The organism is Bradyrhizobium sp. Rc3b (assembly GCF_900114915.1).
Classification (GTDB): Bacteria; Pseudomonadota; Alphaproteobacteria; order Rhizobiales; family Xanthobacteraceae; genus Bradyrhizobium.
Genome location: NZ_FOUS01000023.1, coordinates 62128 through 78110, shown reverse-complemented (window position 1 = coordinate 78110; position 15983 = coordinate 62128). Strand labels below are relative to the sequence as shown.

Below are 15983 nucleotides of genomic sequence, written 5' to 3'. Positions count from 1 at the left end.
GCCGAATGTCTCGTATTGCGACCAAGTCTGCTGCTCACGGGCACGAAAGTTTTTCAGCCTCGAATGCGCGTCACTTCTGCGGAGTTTCAAGGAGCGTGGGCCGCCTGTGCTCGCCCACACGAAAACAATTCACGCTGAGCACGCGGCCCGAGAGCCAACTTTTGTCGACGAGAGCCTGTTGCAGGCCGGGTCGCTGAGGTGAGGAGCCGCAATGAAGCGCGCTGCGCCCCAAAGGAGGCAATCGATGATGTCCTGGCAGAGGATTGATACACTCGGGTCTATCGCGGTGATAGAACACATCATTCGGAAGTTTCGGGAGTTGATCGATACGGATAGCTCGATCCCGCCCGAGCTGCGCGGTGCGTTGCACGCGACGCTCGATCAGCATCTTCTCGATGCAAAAAAACGTGTTCTCCTAAACTTGCATTAGGTGCACCGATGCCGTCTACACGCGGCGAAAGCCTGGCAGGCGCGCCGTACTGCAATCGACATCATCGCGACCTCGCGGGGCCCAGCGAGGCTCCAGCCCAGCCTTGTCGGATCGGGACCACGGCTACTTGTGAACTGGCGCGTCGCCGGATTGCTCAGCGCGGCTTCCTGTTTGATGAGAGCCCTGTGAAAACACGTGGCGGCGGCAATCCTCAGTTCTGCCGCTGCGGCCGCCGATCCGGCGTAACGCGCCGAGATATTGCACGTCGTCCGGTCATGATTGTACCTGATGAAGTCGAAGTCATACCGGTCTCACTCTGACCCTACTCGTCACGTAATTTCCACACCGGGTACTCCATTACGCGCGCAATAGATCGCGCGTCCCGACCATGGCTCATGCCGACCAGCTGGCGCGAAAGATTCTCGGCATCAGCGACCGACAGCGTCAGCATGAAGGTATCGGGCGAATTGAAGCGTCCGCCATACGAGAAGAGCAGCGTCGGTGCCGCGCTTTACGCGTGCCAAAAAGCTCTGGAGAGCCTGGCTTCGAGCTGCTCGACACCTTCAGCGGCGGTGGCTCGGATGGCAATTTCACCGCGCGGCATACCGCGATCCTTGACCGCCTTGGCATCGACGGCACGCGCCCCTCATACGCATTATGAGCAGCTCTACATCTCGTCGATTGAATCCTCGCGCGCGGCTGCTGCACCGCCTCTACCAGACGCTGCAATAACCCCGGCACCAGGCGAATTCAGTGACCGCGACGTGCCTTGGAAAATGGCCGCAGGCAAATTCCAAGGATCGTTCCTCGCCTTCCCAAAAGGCCACAGGCTGCTCCCCCATCAAACCGACCTCATCGAAAACTATCGGCCGGATGCCGCAATTAGCATTGCAGCGTCAGCGTAGGATACAAGTGACTGGGCTATTCAATGACGGCGCAGCGGAGGCGAGAGGCTGGCGATCGGCTACAGGGTAGCCAGCACTTGGTCGCAAAAGAGCGAGCGTTTCCGACCATGGGCCCATGGGCAGCGCCCCTGAAGACCCAGATCGCAGCGCTGAACGCGCGACACCAGACCGGCCGGCGGCCCGATTTGGGAGCTTGGGCACGTTCCCTAAAAGGGCTTGAATCGGACGTAACGTTAAGTTGTACAGTCGTCAGATCGGCACCTATTCGGTCTGCCGCCGGGATTGTGAAGGATTGCGAATGTGTCAGCTGGTCAGATACCCGCCCCGACGTCGGTCATGCCCCTCAGCCCCGGTGGCAGATCGGCTGGAAGGGCTCTGCAGCGCGTCCGGATCGCGGCGCTATGGCTCGCAAGTCGCTTTGGGAATGGCTCGCCGTTCCGGAAGCGAGACTATGTGGCTGTTTGGGGGCGGAGCACTAAAGAGCCGAGCAGATCAGAATTGACCGAGGTAGACCTCCTTCCCCGTCCCCTGCGTCGGGACGCTGCTTCCCAAATCTGAACCAAGCCCGTCCTCCAGCGCGACACCGCGCCAAAATCAGCGAACCGGCTTGCCGTTCCGTTCGAACTTTTTTCCCGTGGTGGCAAGTCAATCCCACCCCGCAAAGGTGCGACAAACGAAATGCCTGCGTAGTTTTCAAAAAGCCTGAGCTGCAACCGTCGCTCGGCGTGACTAGCTCGGCATAAGATAATCGCTTGGCATTATGGAGCAGCAAGTTGAAAGAGCCAGACGGCGTCAATAAGGTCCTGTTGATCGATCATATCGAGGGCCAATGCCGCTGCATCATCGGCTTCAAAGATGGAGATGCCAGAGAGGCCTATATGTGCGGCGAGCCTGTATATCAAAGACGCGGCAAGAAACTCTCCTCGTGGTGTGCCTATCACTACGGCCAGATGCACACGACCGCCGCCCAGCAGAACAGAGAGAGTGATCAATCCGCTGAGATCCCCCAATCAATATCCATTGTTCGCAACCGATGAGAACCACCAAAAACCGTGTCCTTTCCGAGGCGGTGTGATCATAGCCTGCACAAGGGCGCAGCGTGTGATCGGGCTCTCGCCAATCAATTTTTGGCTGCTGCGAAGGCAACTCGCGGCAAGCGTATTATGCGGGCCCGAAGCGCATGAACGACGACTTTGATCTCTGCAGCCTGATCGATCGAACCGTTGCGCATGCTCCGACAAAATGGCAATCCATTTCGAAGGGCAGCCGCAGCTGCGTCAGCCTCAACCGACAGAATGAGCGGATCGCTCACGCCTTCAATCAGCTCGGCGTCCAGAAGCAAGATCGGATCGCGATCCTCAGCTTCAGCGGGTGGAATTCTCTGGAGCTGCAATGGTCGATGAGAAAGCACCGACCTATCCTCTTTCGGATCAAGACGGTGCCAAATCAAGCTTCGCTCAGTGCTCACCATGTGGCGGCAAGTTCCCCAATGTTGGCATCACGGTCCGTGTCTGATCGCACCCAAATGTCTGGAGGTCACGGATGCCGCGGATCCTGATCATGAATGCCGGTACAGCTCAGATGTCCGGCGCCGAACTGACACGAGCCCAGCGTTCGCTCGCCGCAAATTCGGCATACCGTTCAGCGTGGTTTGCTCATGAAGGTGACCTGATAGTCTCCCCGGTAGTCATCCCGGCGGATCTGCTATCCTTCATTGGCGCGACGCTCGATTTCGACGTATCGAGTCTTTATCTGCTTGTACCGGAAGGTGCCCGCCAATCTCCAGTCCTTGATGATTGCACACTTCTGTCCAAAGCTGTTGTTGAGCGGATCAACAGACATATTCGTCAGAAATCGAACTGGCGATTGTATCCCTGCTACTCTACCGAAGGCGTCGCACGCCTGGCGGCCAGGCTGGGCATACCGCAGACCGGCGACGACTTCGCTCTGCAGCGAGGGCCTGATCTGCTGAACCGCAAGAGCCACTTCCGTCAATTGGCGACAAGCGTCGCACTTCCGTTGCCCAATGGATCCGTCACCGCGGACCCAAACGAACTATTCAGAGCCGTCACTTCTCTCAGAGACGACACCGGCAGCGTCATTGTAAAGCTGGATAATGGAGCCGGTGGGGTCGGAAATGTCATCCTGACCGGCAATGAAAGCGATCCACTACCTGGGGCAAGAGATACCCGGCAAATTCCATGGCCGTCGTTTGATTCTGACGCGCTTTGGTCTGAGATGACAACTGCATCTTGTAAGACGCTGGTGGTGGAGTCGTACCACTTGGCCAAGTCTTTCTTCTATCTCGAGTATGAAATCGAGGATGATGGTTCAATCGTTTTCATGAACAGCGGAAACATACGACTGCGTAAAAGCGCGGATCGATCCGAAAGAGCTCTGATCTGGACAGGACTTGAGCTTCCAAGCGACCTGGACGACGAGCAATGGTTGACTGCTCAGGCGCATGCCTACCGGTTTGTGGCGCTTGTGCGAAACCTGGGATATCGTGGAATGATCAACATTGACGCCATTATCGCGGATGACGGACGGTTGCTGTTTAACGAAGCGAACGGTCGCTGGGGTGGCGGCTCGGTGTTACACAGCATTGCCGTCCGGTTGCTGGGCTTCGACTATTCCGGTTGCAACGTTATTCTATCTGTAAGAAATGTTCGATCACAATCTCTCCAAGCAGCGCATGATCGTTTCGTCCAGGACGAAATTCTGTTCGACCGCACACGCAAGGAGGGGGTGATCCCGCTTGCCTCGGACGCAGAGGCTGGCACGGTGGAGTGCCTTGTGATTGCGCGCGATAGGCCCGCGGCCCGCGATCTGGAGGATCGGCTGCTGCGAATGGTTTGATTGAGATCTCGAGGATGCGGCCGACCTGATGAATGGAGACTTTCATCGGCACGCCGCCACCTGCATTGGCGATCTCCCGCAACTGTTGTTCGAAAACCTCTGCATCTGCCGACGAGGAAACCGACAAGTTCTCTTCGGGCCCCGCTGCCCGACTCCTGCAACCCCGCGGCTTGAGGTAAAGTCCGTCCGTTCTCACTTAAATACTCAGGGCTCGTCTGATGTAGGACAATCGAGCAAAAGACCAAGCGTGCCCAGAGGCTTCAGAGCCTTCACTGCCGATGGAGCCTGCAAAACCTCAGTGCGCGCATATGCCGTCTCAATCCGAGCATTCGGCTGTTTGCTCGGTCTACTAGCTTTCGAGAACCTAACCACAACGCCGGGCTTCTTGTGCCCAGCGCGAGTACACCATTGCGCGCGCCGACCTCCCGGTTCGACGCACCCACCTCATAGGCCAGCGGTAGAGCTTTCGATGATCCGGCGGTTCGCGCCGCTGCGTTTTGAACAGAAGTAGACCAGCGAGCGGCGTTCGCCGGACAGCACAGGCCTCACCTCGTGCCGGAGCTTACATGTGGTGACAAGAACGGCGCCAAATGGAGGTCGGAATACCTGGTGTTCGTACTCGCTTGGATAGACCACGAACTCACCCCCCTCGAAGCCCCTCGCCAGCTGCACAATCACCGCGTACTCGAAATCCGGGTCGCTCGCAGCATCCAGATGAAGGCCAACAAACGAACCCGGAGGCATCCGATGCATTTGGCATCGGCGAATCACGTAATCCGACGTGGCTCCCAAAATCTTTCTTAGCGCAAAGCTGCGGTCTTTCCTTTCAAGCAGTTCCATGATCTGCCCTGGACCTGCACCGCTCACGTCGCTAGGAGCGCGGCCGGGCGGGTCTAACCTCACGCGCTTAACGAATACATTGTGCGAGTCGCCGGCATCTCCTTCCCTCACTTCTTCTTCGCGAATCTCAGCCTGCAGCTGATCGATCTTGGCCAAGTCATCTTGGGTGAACAATATCTGGGGGCCGATCACGACCGTCCCCTTCACCAACAGCTCTATGCGGTATTTTGTCAAAGCTTCTTCTGAAAGCAGACGGGATTTATAATTCGTCGCGCGTGCCATTCGAATTCACTCCAGGGTTGTATGCTCGTTGCAGGACTCCAAGTCCTGGTGCATCGAGCGGAATGCTTGCTCCCAATGCTTGCCATCGAACTCGCTCATTGTTATGCGTTCGATCGTCCTGTTATCCAGGCATCGGATATTTACGCTGAATCCGGCAGGGTTCGAGCGCGGCCTATAGAATGGCTTTACGCCACAAACCCGGCAAAACGTATGCCGAGCGATGTTCTTGTTGAACTGATATTCCGTGAGGAATTCTTCGCCGGACTCTATGCGAAGCTTGTTGCCGGGCACGAGCAAGTGCACAAATCCCGACATTTGGCAGATTGAGCAATTGCATCGAACTGCAGAAAGCTCTCGCGGTGCTTGGACGTAGAACTTGACGGATCCACAATGACAACGGCCACAGTGTTCGATCTCCGACTGATCATCTCCGTGAACTGAGGCAATTGGGACAAGATCGCGGCACCACTGTAAGCTGAGCCGATAGGCGCGATCGAATTCGCTCAAAAAGCGATCATTACGGTCAGCCGGGACAAGCTCCCCAATCAGCCGGCTTGTCATTTCTCCGTGATACTTCTCCGCGGGATCTTCTCCGCCGACATGGCTGCGGAAGTACTCAAGATCGTTGGGTCGCGCCTTAAAGGTTCTGACCAGAGTGGTCCACAGCGACTGGATCATGTCAGCGGCATGTAGCTCAAAAGCAACCATGTAAGCGCAACGCACTAAGGGATCTTTCGATGACAAACCGGCATAGAGAGAATGCAGGTACCGCTTTGTTGTGGCGCTGTAGTTGGGTCGTATTGGTCTGCCGAGTAGCTGCGAGGCATCCTTTCTAAGTAGGTTAGAGTGGAACTTGTCAGTCACAAGAATATCGGGTAGCGCCGCCTTGCCGCCCCGCAGAATTTGGCCATAACCGCCCGTCTCATCCCAACAGATGAAATTTGCGACCACGCTCGTCATTTCGATGTCTCTCGCGAGGTCTCGATTCTGATTCATTGCATCAAAAATGAGATCCCGTTGCGATCCCGCCTGGAGGTACGGGAACGCCTGCGACATCGCCAAATATTCAGGCAGCAGGCTAGCGAGCTGTTCCTCGGACATCTCCGCAGCGAACGGGTGCGCGCCCAACAGGGCTCGCGCTCGCTCAGTCAAATGCTCGCAGCATATCTGCGGAGGCTGATCGGGTGTAAATCGGAATACTTGAGATGTCATTTAGCCCCTGGCGATGAGGAGAGAACGATTCTTGACGGAGCCACTTTGTGTCCGGGCCAACTATTCGCTACCGCGAGGCCGTTGGTTTCGACGGGCTCGTGATGCCATTCACCATCCAGGCGACATTCTCGCTGGCGACCTTCACGGTAGCAGGCAGCGCCACGCTCAGTTCTGCTCACGCGCATCGAAGGGAGCGCGTAGATCAACCGGCCGGCGGCGATCCAGACGGATACTGGTCTACGAAAAGTCGGATGCCGCGAATTCCCGGCACCGTCAGCATTCGCTTGCAGAGTCATGGTGAGATATTGCGCCGCACAGGCCGTCGCGGTTGCTGCTCCTGCCAGTTGATCGAACCGCTATGAGCTTCGTACAGCATTGCAAGCACTATCCGCATCTACCTGGCTCTTGGGCCCTTCGGTCACAATCTGCGCGAAATGCCGGCTGCTGGCTGGCACGAGCTTCCACAGAGACTGCCGCTACGTTTCGGGTTCGCCAGCGCCACCACGCTATCTTCTTGGCACTTACAGCAATCACCGTGCCAACCCGTGCATTCGCTTCACAGTCTGAATACATTGGCAAAATGCTTGCGACCGGCTCCTCAACGCAACTGTATTGAACCTGACAGCGCTTGCACGGCGGTCAGACACCAGACGGTGAACAGCCGGCGGCCACTCAGACTGCGTATAGGATGCTGAATTGCGGAGATTGGTCAAAAGGTGCCACATAGGTAAGCTTCGCGCCCTGAACAGCGCGACGGCGCTTTTGGCGTTTGGGCGTTAGCATGGTGACTCGCTGACGCATTCCTTCGTCGCTGGTGACAACTACCGCGAAGCAGCCGCCTCAACTCGGCCGAACACGACCATATAGCGGGATGCGAACGCCATGCGCGCCCTTTTGGCGATGCGCCTGCCAATCGCAACCAACTCCGAGCATCGATCGAGGCCATAACGTGGTCTAGGAACATGCGAGTCCCGGGGATCGCGAGCAATCGAAGAAAGCAATGGGCCGGAACGCGCAAGTCGTGGGCTGAGATGCCTAGCTACATCTTGCGCGCTCACTGGTCGGGGTGCCTGATGGTGTTGGCGCATCCTTGACCGTTTCGATCAGCACTCTTCCAGATCAAGCGTCACGGACAAGTGCCGCAAGGTCGGCTTCGAGCTTCGGCTGATGTTTGAAAATAGCGTCTATCAACGCCTGCGCCGGTTGCTCGCCGGCCTCAACCAGCGCCGCCTTCTCAGCCCGCGCAGATGGAGCGAATACTCGCTTGACGACGGTCGGCGATCCCCTGAGGCCGCATTTGGAGACGTCTTCGATACCGGCATCGTTTGCGCTCCATTTCACGATTTGTGCACGCGCGGCACGCAAGGCATCGGCCATCGCGCCGCGCCGAACCTGATTCGTTGCCTCCAGCATGGTGATGAGACAGGGCAACTTCGTGTGCAGCACCTGGACACCACCTTCGGAGCGTCGTTCCGCTTCAATTGTATGGGCAGCGAGATCTAACGATCGGACCTTCGCAACGTAGGTTAGCTGCAGTACGCCCAGCCGCTTTGCGATGCCGGGCCCAACCTGCGCCGTATCGCCGTCAATGGTCTGCTTTCCCGTAAAGATGAGGTTTGTCGGACCATATTCCTTACCAATTTTTCGGATGGCTGTTGCAAGTGCATACGTTGTGGCCAAGGTGTCGGAACCCGCAAAGCAGCGATCGGTGAGTAGGACGGCGCGATCGGCGCCATAAGTCAGCGCCTTTCGCAACGAATCTTCCGCCGATGGCGGTCCCATTGTAAGCACGGTAATTTCTCCGCCGAACCGATCGCGCAGCTCTAGCGCGGCCTCGAGCGCGTAGAGGTCGTATGGGTTGATGATGGTCGGCACTCCCTGACGCATGATTGTATTGGTCACGGGGTGCACGCGGATCTGCGCCGAGTCCGGAACCTGTTTGATGCAGACGACATTGTGCACGGTGTTGCTCCAAAATTTGCGACAGCTGCGAAGGGCACAGCAAGTGTTGTACCATCGTCCGCCCTCTTGGAATCTCGGTATCGCAGAGGCTTAGACCGGCTGATACGCCCCAACCCCACTTCCCGACGAATGAATGCCAACATACGTCAGGGCTGCGCCAGCGCCGTTGGCAGGGCACCTCGTTTGAGTGAGGCCAGGACAGCTTGCGACAGATTACCGCCGCGAATCACCACCGGACGGCCGACGGGTGACGCTCAATGAGCATGCCCGCTCACCAGTCCGAGTTTGATCGACGGACAGGCAAGATAGCTTGTTAGATGTTGAGCAACCGGCGGTTCGCGATTGGATGGGGCGCAGGTGACGCTCAGAATGTCATGGCGCACCGTCCGTCCGCGAGGGCGGACCTACTCATTCCCTTCGGATTGCGATCGCCTATCAGAGATGGTCCTCGTATAGCTATTTGGCACCAGCAGTTCCGAGCGATGTTGTCGTTCAGAACCGCTTTATCTCGATTCCATATTTCCTCAGCGCGTAGCCAATCTGGCGCGGCGTCAGTCCGAGTAGGCGGGCTGCTTTTGCCTGTACCCAGCCGGACTTTTCCATGGCCGCAATGACCCGTTCGCGATCGGCGACCTTCGCGCCACTAACGAGAACTGTGCCAGGCGGCCCCAGCGAGGCCAGTTCGCCGCAGGCAGACTGGATCGGCTGGGTCGCTTCAGCTAGCGGGCTGATGGACTTTGCCGGCACCGGGGGCATGGGTGCGGGCTGGTCTGGCCTCTCCTCCGGCACGCTTTTCCACAGCATCGCCGAAAGACACTGGCCCTGGCAGCATGCAAAGTCACTTCTCACGATCGATGATCCAGCACACAGCGTCGCTGTCCGCTCGATGCAGTTTTCGAGTTCACGGACATTCCCGGGAAAGCCGCAGTTCATCAGTACATCGATCGCACTCGCCTCCAGCGTCAGATTACGGCCGTTCTCGTTATTGAATTTTCTCAGGAATTCCTTAGCAAGCAGCGGAATATCACTGCGTCTTTCGCGCAGTGGTGGCAATAACAAGGGAACTACGCTGATGCGATAGTAGAGGTCCGCGCGGAACTCGCTCCTTGCGACAGCCTCTTCAAGGTTCTTGTTGGTCGCAGCTATCACTCGAACATCGACCTTAATAGTGTGGTTGCTGCCGACGCGCTCGAACTCCTGCTCTTGCAAAACGCGCAGCAACTTGGCCTGGAACGGAGCTGAGATCTCGCCGATCTCGTCAAGAAACAGCGTTCCTTTATCAGCAAGTTCGAAGCGCCCCTTGCGAGAGCTGAACGCACCGGTAAAGGCGCCTTTCTCATGACCGAATAATTCGGATTCCAGGACGGTCTCAGGAAGCGCGGCGCAATTCAGCTTAACGAACGAGCGCCGGGCGCGGGACGATGATTCATGAATAGCCTTGGCTACAAGTTCCTTTCCGGTACCTGATTCCCCACGCAGCAGAACCGTGCTGTTAGATCTGGCCACAACCGCAATCTTCTCGAGCAGCCCACGCAGCGCCGGACTATCGCCAATGATCCCATGGGCGTTTAGCTTCTTGCGCTCCCGAGCGGGTTGCCTGACCTCCAGTACTTGCTTTTGTACCCGGTCTTTCTCCGCCATCAGTCGTTCGTGATCGCAGGCGAACAAGCGATGTAACTTCACTGTTTGTCCCACAAGGTTGGCGATCATGGCGAGCAGTCGCGCATCGTACTCGAGCCGGAGGCTCGACCAATCGTCCCTGATACGGTCAACCGTCAGCGTACCCACTACCTTCGAATCAATACGAATCGGAACCCCGATGAACGACACTGGCGTATCATCAGAGGCGCCGAGCACTTCCCGGTCGGCAGCGCTGAGTACCGGCTCGGCGGCCACGTTCTCGACGACAAGAGGGTTGTCCGTTGCGATGATCTGGTCGATTGCCTTCCGCGGCAGTTGCATCCGGTAACGTTCGTCGCTGCCTTCGCTCCAGCCGGCGCCCACTGTGATGTCCGGGATACCGTCCTCGTCGAACAGTGAGACGATGCCGTGTCGCATCTGCACAAACGATTGCAGAAGACCAACAACGTTGGCCAACGTGACCTCGAGCCGACAAGGAGCGGTGAGTATTTGCGATATTTCGAAGATGCCGGTCAGCGCGCTCTCACGCAAGGGCTCCCCCGCGAGCTTATCCTCCGGCTCAGGTTGCGAGGCAGAACTTTCGCGTGAGGATGGGATATCCAGCATGAGGCGGTCTCCGTTGTCTTGATCATCCTCCCTGGTACCTTGTCCCGGTTGGCGAGCTTCGTCTTGCATGTCACTCTCGATCTAACGCCAAGTGTTGACGAGATGACATAAAACCGTGACACCTTTTCATGGCACGACGGTAAACTTACGGTGTGCTTTCATTCATTTTTCGGATTGTGTGCGCGTCGTTAGCGGAGAACATAAGTACCGCTGCGGCAGCTCAAGTCAGCTGTGTCGCCAAGGTTGGCCGATTCACAGATGTTGCCCACCATTGATCGGCACCTCGGCCCCCGTGACATAGCTCGCCGCATCCGAGCATAGGAAGAAGATGACCTTGGCCACTTCATCCGGGGTTCCAACTCGGCGCAGCGGGATACTTGGCACAACACGCGCTTCTGTATCAGGCGATAACATGTCCGTCTTGATTTCACCGGGCGCGATCGCATTCACGCGAATGCCATGCGGCGCATAATCGTGGGCCATTTCGCGTGTGAGGCTCGCCAGCGCAGCTTTCGACGTCGCATAGGCACTGCCGGCAAACGGGTGCACCCGCGAGCCCGCAATCGAAGTCACATTCACGATCGATCCTGACGCGGCTCTTAGCTCGTCGAACAAACCCTGCGCCAACAAGATTGGGGCCACCAAATTGAGATGGAACACCCTCATCCAGGTCTCCGTTGACGTCGTCAATGACGTCATCCGATCGCCAGCGGGCGTTTTCGGTGAGACACCGGCATTGTTCACTAGCGCGTGCAAAGGTGCACCGGCCAAGCGTTTCTTGACCTCAGTGATCGCACGCGGCAGCATTCGATGATTGCTGAGGTCGATCTGGACATGATCTTTGTTCCCTGCCTCCCAGGGGCATCGCTCGCCCTCGAACGGTTGACGCGCGCACGAAATGATGCGCCAGCCTGCCTCCGAGAACAGCTTGGCGGTGGCATGACCAATTCCGCGCGATGCTCCGGTGAGCAACATCACCTTCTGTTCACCGTCATGAACATGGGCTTTGTCGGCCTGGAACGGGCAACCCAAATTCGTTTCGGGCACCGGAGCTTTGATCAGATCATCATTTGGCAGATCCAGACCCACGCCCGTCTCCTCTCCTGCTGCGCGGCGCACGCGTAGCAGGATTTGGGCCACTGCGATGCATGTAAATCGGCTGCCGTTTTGCGTCCTAATGTCGCGCACGCGCAATGCTGGGCAGGTTCAAGACACGGTGCGTGTGCTTTGTGACAGTGATGGCGCATCAGCCACGTAACGTCGCGGGCACACTCGCCTTCGTAAAGACAAGGTCACGAGCCGCGCTCTCTTCCCGATCGCACGGCCGGAAGAGCCAGAAGATGGCCAGCGTCTCTCGACGAGACAACGATCGATCAGGATAGGGCCGCGGCCAGGAGCCGCCTCAATTCAAAAGCTAACGTACAAGCTTGGCACGTTAGATTCGTCGGCAACTGGTGCGACCTCGTAGCTCCCTGCTCTGCTGTATGCAGCACTGGCACATCGACCGGTATTGATTGCGCACTCGACTTGCGGGGTCCCCGAGGGAAAGATGAAGGCGTGCTCCAACTGTTTAACGCGGCGGCACGTTAAGGTCATTGTTGTCGGCGCCGGGCTTCAGCGGAAGACATTCGGCTGCCGCCTCGTTCTCTTCTCCGGTGGAAGTTCGCGATAGAGCACCACTTTGGGCAGACAATTTCCGTCTCGAAAAAATCTGCCAATATTGCTCGATGCAAAAAGCAGCAATCAGATCGATTAGGCTGGCTACGACTTTCATGAAGCCACGAGCTCTTCCGACGTTTCTTCAATTAGGATCAATCGGCTCGGATCGTTCAAGTCGAATTCTATAACGCGTGGGGCCAAGAGACGCGCGTAGCGCGTGAAGGCGCTCGTCGGGGGGAAACGGATCACGGTGTCGCAGCGCGCAAGGAGATACATCTCAATGAGGGCGGAAAAGCCGCCCTCGGCTCCGAGCGCGGCGTTGTGCAATGGGCCGGCCTGAGGTGCCTGGAACTGTTTTGGGATCGTGAAAACATCAGGAAATATCGTCGAAACCTTCTCGAGAACGATTGCGCTGTCAGTGCACAGGAACGCCTTCACGGGTTTTGCATGGGATAACCCCCTGGCCTTATCAATAGCATTACAGACCTGTCGCAAGGCGCGATCCGGGTCCGCCCAGTAGGGAGCATGCCCCATAATATCCTCGCCATTGCCATGGCGGATGTGGATGCCGATTACGCTGTACGATTCAAAGTGCTCGCGGTAGATAGCATCAATCCGGGCCTGAACTTCAGGTCGTGGCTTGATGCTCCGAAAGATTTCTCGCTCGGCCTCCTGATCGCAGCGCCACATCAGGCAGGCGTCACACACAACTGTGTTAGCGTCACTATCTTTCTGACTTTGGAACAGTTGATCGAGTTCGTCGCGTTCCCGAAAAATCTGCTCATCCGGGCGATAGATGCAATCGATGGATGGCTTGTTCCACCATGCCGGGAAGAATGGTCCCGGAAATGAACACTGATTGATCTCCTCGTCACAAATCACCCGCACGCCAGCAATGTCATGAACTGGTTCGAAGAAGACTGGAAAGGCATTGGTGAATGGCGCATCGAGATAACAAGATCCCCGCCAATCAATGGCTAGCGTCCGTCCTGTCTGCTTTGCAAAACGCCAGGCTGCCGCCAGTGACCATAGGCAATCGCCGAACCCCGTACGTCGCCGGGACACTACGAACCGGTCATTCCTTGAACCGCTAATCATCTGCATTGCCTCTTCCGGTCCTCCAGTTTGGAGAAAAGACGTCACTGCAGACGTCTCACTCATCTCGTTCGACGCCACGGCCTGAAATCGCGGTGCCGGCGAGCTGCGTCGGTAGAACTTCATAGCAGCGCTATCCCTGGTGTGCCGCGTTCTTTCAAGTTTCCGTAATTTCTTCAGCGATGTTGCGTCGACGTACCGGATTTCCGTCGGATGGCCGATGACCCCCTTGCGTCGGATGGCCAGGCCTCCTCACATGCAGGCATAAGCATGGCCATGCTCCGAGTCCGGCTATGTTTCGCTTTGCAGTTTATTGCGTCCGCAAGCCCCGCGCGGCGGATGCAGGCGAACGCCCCGCAGCTCCCACACGAGCCGCAATTCCTTCACAAGATCTTCACGCTTGGCCCGGCCTAGCATGGTTGCGTCGAGAAGCGAGCCGAGCGATGCCTCGCCCTCGATCCGCATCAAGATCTCGAAAAGCTCATATGAGATACGCATACTGTCGCGGCCTGAATGTGCCGTGCGGATCTCGCAGACCGTTTCCTGACGATCTGGCCCCGTGTGGGAGCGAACACGATGAAGGGATGCATACGGCGGCAATGAGACGCCCAGTGCACTCCAATCCTGCAGTGATGCTGCCCGCTTCCTGACGAGGAAAGGCCCAACAGCCAGTCCGTCCAGGTCAGTCGTCAAGAACGTGGTGATCGCATCTGAAACGGACTCCACGATCGGCTCGGCATTGTTGTTAAATGACGTATTTAGAAGAACCGGGACGCCGGTTCGCCTCTTGAACGCATTAATTACATCCCAATAGGTGGGGTTTGTCTCGCGCGATACCGTCTGGAGCCGAGCGGTCCCATCAACGTGCGTGATCGCACCGAGCACGTTACGCTTGGCTTCACGCACACGAACCACGAAGTTCATGAAGGGGAGCTGCCGCGTGCCGTCCGGGATCTCAAAGAACTCGCTCGCATCCTCCTCCAGTACAGATGGCGCAAACGGGCGATAGCCCTCGCGCTTCTTGACCATCGCGTTTATGCGGTCCTTGTTTGCCGTAGGCCGCGGGTCCGCAAGAATGCTGCGGTTACCAAGCGCACGTGGGCCGAATTCAGAGCGCCCCTGAACCCAGCCGAGAACAGCGCCATTCGCCATCCAGTCTGCCGCACTGGATGCTATGTCATCACTTCGTTGAATGTCGAGGTGGCCTGACCATGCATTGAGCTCATGCTCAATGGCTTGCTCGTTGCCGAGATCGGGCCCCCAATAAACCTCCGCTAGTCGCTCCCGCGGCGCCGGCCTGCCCAGCTCATTTGACAGCATCAATGCAGCGCCGAGCGCGCAACCGGCGTCGTGCGCCGCGGGTTGAACAAAGATGTCGTCAAATAGCCCGGAATAAAGAAGCTTACCGTTCAGAGTGCAATTATGGGCTACCCCCCCAGCCAAGCACAAGCGTGTAATGCCCGTCGCTTCACGATGGTGCCGCAGGATGTGAAACACGATCCGCTCCAGCGCCTCCTGCAGCGAAGCGCTGACATCTCGATGCTGTTGAGTGAATGGCATTCCTTTTCGCCGAACCTCGATGTTGCGGACCAGGGCCGGACCGATCCGATCCAGGTGAACGCGATAGTCACCGTTTTCCAACAACTCGTATAACTGCGAGAAGAGCTCGCGATAGGTGGTGGGATTACCATACGGGGCAAGCCCCATCACTTTGTACTCGTCGAACAACCCGTAGCCGAGATATCGGATCGTCTCGAGATAGAACAGCCCCAGGGAGTTAGGTTCCGGGAAGCTTGCAAGTTGCGCAATTTCGGTGCCAGACCCCACCGCCAATAAGCCGGAGAGAAAATCGCCACCGCCGTCGATCGCAAAAACGAGACTTTGCTCGAACCCGGACATGGCAAACGCGCTCACGGCATGCGCTTCGTGGTGATTCACGAAGGAAAGCCGCGACGGATCGATCTCAGCGCCGAACTCCCGTGCCAGCAGCTGGCGCAGCAACAGTTTGGCGTCTAACGGAACGGGCTTAGAAACAGAAAGACGCTGGAGCATTGTATTGCAGTAGCCTTCAGTCGCGTAGAACGCGATACGGTCGATCTCGCCGAGCTCAACTCCTGCGGTAGAAAGGCAGTATCGGATTGAATTGCTCGGGAACTTGTTGGAGTGCTTGACGCGGTTGAGGCGTTCCTCTTCGACAGCAGCAATCACGCGGCCATCCCTCACAAGAACCGCAGCGCCATCGTGAAGAAATGTATTCGGCAGCTCCGGCGAACTTTCATAGATTCTGTCAAGTCCGCCACTCAGTCCCAGGCACAACATCTCATTCTCCATTCGGTGATGACGGGAACGTCAACTGCCGTTCCCCTATCTGTACAGTCACGCTCCGTCGGCTGCACGGCCAGATGGCATAACCAGGATCTTCAAGTACGTCTCGGCGGCTAGCGACAGGCGCTCAGAAATTAACGGTGCTGGCGTCCGCAACAATCGGCTGA

The 15983-nt window shown here is 57.3% G+C and carries 12 protein-coding genes and 1 pseudogene; 4 read left to right on the top strand and 9 right to left on the bottom strand.

The genetic code is table 11. The features are described 5' to 3' along the window. Window positions 1-244: 244 nt before the first annotated feature. The 3 genes and pseudogenes from BM190_RS36465 to BM190_RS40050 all read left to right on the top strand — a co-directional run bounded on the left by BM190_RS36465 (window position 245) and on the right by BM190_RS40050 (window position 2372). Entirely contained in the window at window positions 245-430 is a 186-nt protein-coding gene (locus BM190_RS36465) for a hypothetical protein (RefSeq protein ID WP_177237499.1), read from the top strand. Window positions 431-806: 376 nt separating this feature from the next. Continuing rightward, window positions 807-1162 (top strand): annotated as a pseudogene (locus BM190_RS36460) (M20 family peptidase); the annotation flags it as partial. Between the two features lie 946 nt (window positions 1163-2108). Beyond that, on the top strand, window positions 2109-2372 hold the full coding sequence (locus BM190_RS40050; protein ID WP_143109164.1) for a hypothetical protein: 264 nt from the start codon (window positions 2109-2111) through the stop codon (window positions 2370-2372). 83 nt (window positions 2373-2455) lie between these two features. Here the strand turns inward: BM190_RS40050 and BM190_RS40045 are convergent, their stop codons facing one another. Further along, window positions 2456-2806: a hypothetical protein gene (locus tag BM190_RS40045; RefSeq protein WP_143109163.1), complete on the bottom strand. Its 351-nt coding sequence runs from the start codon at window positions 2804-2806 to the stop codon at window positions 2456-2458. Between the two features lie 71 nt (window positions 2807-2877). Here BM190_RS40045 and BM190_RS36450 point away from each other — a divergent pair, with 71 nt between their 5' ends. After that, window positions 2878-4194 carry a preATP grasp domain-containing protein gene (locus tag BM190_RS36450; protein WP_092262327.1) on the top strand — a complete coding sequence of 439 codons (1317 nt, stop codon included), beginning with the start codon at window positions 2878-2880 and terminating at the stop codon, window positions 4192-4194. Between the two features lie 444 nt (window positions 4195-4638). Here the strand turns inward: BM190_RS36450 and BM190_RS36445 are convergent, their stop codons facing one another. The 8 genes from BM190_RS36445 to BM190_RS36415 form a co-directional block, all read right to left on the bottom strand. Further along, window positions 4639-5316: a 2OG-Fe(II) oxygenase gene (locus BM190_RS36445; RefSeq protein WP_092262326.1), complete on the bottom strand. Its 678-nt coding sequence runs from the start codon at window positions 5314-5316 to the stop codon at window positions 4639-4641. 6 nt (window positions 5317-5322) lie between these two features. Next, a complete protein-coding gene (locus BM190_RS36440; RefSeq protein ID WP_244550863.1) occupies window positions 5323-6417 on the bottom strand; it encodes a GFA family protein in 1095 nt (364 codons plus the stop codon). A gap of 1230 nt (window positions 6418-7647) precedes the next feature. Next, window positions 7648-8490 carry an electron transfer flavoprotein subunit beta/FixA family protein gene (locus BM190_RS36435; protein ID WP_092262324.1) on the bottom strand — a complete coding sequence of 281 codons (843 nt, stop codon included), beginning with the start codon at window positions 8488-8490 and terminating at the stop codon, window positions 7648-7650. Between the two features lie 492 nt (window positions 8491-8982). Further along, window positions 8983-10737, bottom strand: coding sequence for a nif-specific transcriptional activator NifA (gene nifA, locus BM190_RS36430; protein ID WP_502687023.1), 1755 nt, complete (start codon window positions 10735-10737; stop codon window positions 8983-8985). 252 nt (window positions 10738-10989) lie between these two features. Further along, window positions 10990-11826 (bottom strand): SDR family NAD(P)-dependent oxidoreductase, encoded by an 837-nt coding sequence (locus tag BM190_RS36425; protein WP_092262371.1) that lies wholly within the window; start codon window positions 11824-11826, stop codon window positions 10990-10992. A gap of 481 nt (window positions 11827-12307) precedes the next feature. After that, a complete protein-coding gene (locus tag BM190_RS40040) occupies window positions 12308-12511 on the bottom strand; it encodes a hypothetical protein (RefSeq protein ID WP_143109162.1) in 204 nt (67 codons plus the stop codon). Next, on the bottom strand, window positions 12508-13617 hold the full coding sequence (locus BM190_RS36420; RefSeq protein ID WP_092262322.1) for a nodulation protein NodZ: 1110 nt from the start codon (window positions 13615-13617) through the stop codon (window positions 12508-12510). The genes BM190_RS40040 and BM190_RS36420 overlap by 4 nt, the downstream gene beginning before the upstream one ends. Before the next feature lie 165 nt (window positions 13618-13782). After that, on the bottom strand, window positions 13783-15810 hold the full coding sequence (locus BM190_RS36415) for a carbamoyltransferase family protein (protein ID WP_092262370.1): 2028 nt from the start codon (window positions 15808-15810) through the stop codon (window positions 13783-13785). Window positions 15811-15983 lie beyond the last annotated feature (173 nt).